Origin of the sequence: Bradyrhizobium sp. AUGA SZCCT0158 (assembly GCF_018130065.1) — a bacterium.
GTDB lineage: Bacteria > Pseudomonadota > Alphaproteobacteria > Rhizobiales > Xanthobacteraceae > Bradyrhizobium.
The window spans coordinates 1-1157 of record NZ_JAFCME010000067.1; the positions used below are offsets into that span (position 1 = coordinate 1).

Consider the following 1157-nt stretch of genomic DNA (forward strand, 5'->3'; position numbering starts at 1 on the left):
ACCGGCTCGACGGGTGCCACCGGCTCGACAGGTGCCACCGGCTCGACAGGTGCCACCGGCTCGACAGGTGCGACCGGCTCGACGGGTGCGACCGGCGCGACTGGAGCAACCGGCTCGACAGGTGCAACCGGTTCGACGGGTGCCACCGGCTCGACGGGTGCCACCGGCTCGACAGGTGCAACCGGCTCGACGGGTGCCACCGGCTCGACAGGTGCCACCGGTTCGACGGGTGCCACCGGCTCGACGGGAGCAACCGGCTCGACGGGTGCCACCGGCTCGACGGGAGCCACCGGCTCGACAGGTGCGACCGGTTCGACGGGAGCAACCGGCTCGACGGGTGCCACCGGCTCGACAGGTGCCACCGGCTCGACGGGAGCCACCGGCTCGACGGGTGCCACCGGCTCGACGGGAGCCACCGGCTCGACAGGTGCGACCGGCTCGACAGGTGCGACCGGTTCGACGGGAGCAACCGGCTCGACGGGAGCCACCGGCTCGACAGGTGCCACCGGCTCGACAGGTGCGACCGGCTCCACGGGTTCGACAGGTGCAACTGGCGCGACGGGAGCCACCGGTTCGACAGGTGCGACCGGCTCGACAGGTGCGACCGGCTCGACGGGAGCAACCGGTTCGACGGGTGCGACCGGTTCGACGGGAGCAACCGGCTCGACGGGTGCCACCGGCTCGACAGGTGCCACCGGCTCGACAGGTGCGACCGGCTCGACCGGTGCGACCGGTTCGACGGGAGCAACTGGCTCGACGGGTGCAATTGGCTCGACAGGTGCGACTGGCGCGACCGGCTCGACGGGTGCAACTGGCTCGACGGGAGCCACCGGCTCGACGGGAGCCACCGGCTCGACGGGTGCGACCGGCTCGACGGGAGCCACCGGCTCGACAGGTGCGACCGGCTCGACAGGTGCGACCGGCTCGACGGGAGCAACCGGCTCGACGGGTGCCACCGGCTCGACAGGTGCCACCGGCTCGACGGGTGCGACCGGCTCGACGGGTGCCACCGGCTCGACAGGTGCCACCGGCTCGACAGGTGCGACCGGCTCGACAGGTGCCACCGGCTCGACTGGAGCAACCGGCTCGACGGGTGCCACCGGCTCGACAGGTGCCACCGGCTCGACAGGTGCCACCGGCTCGACAGGTGCGACCGG

The 1157-nt window shown here is 73.0% G+C and carries 1 protein-coding gene; it reads right to left on the reverse strand.

Annotation, left to right across the window (positions count from 1 at the left end; genetic code table 11):
• A partial coding sequence (locus JQ574_RS34770; protein ID WP_212384238.1) for a DUF4573 domain-containing protein occupies nt 1–1157 on the reverse strand: 1157 nt, incomplete at both ends.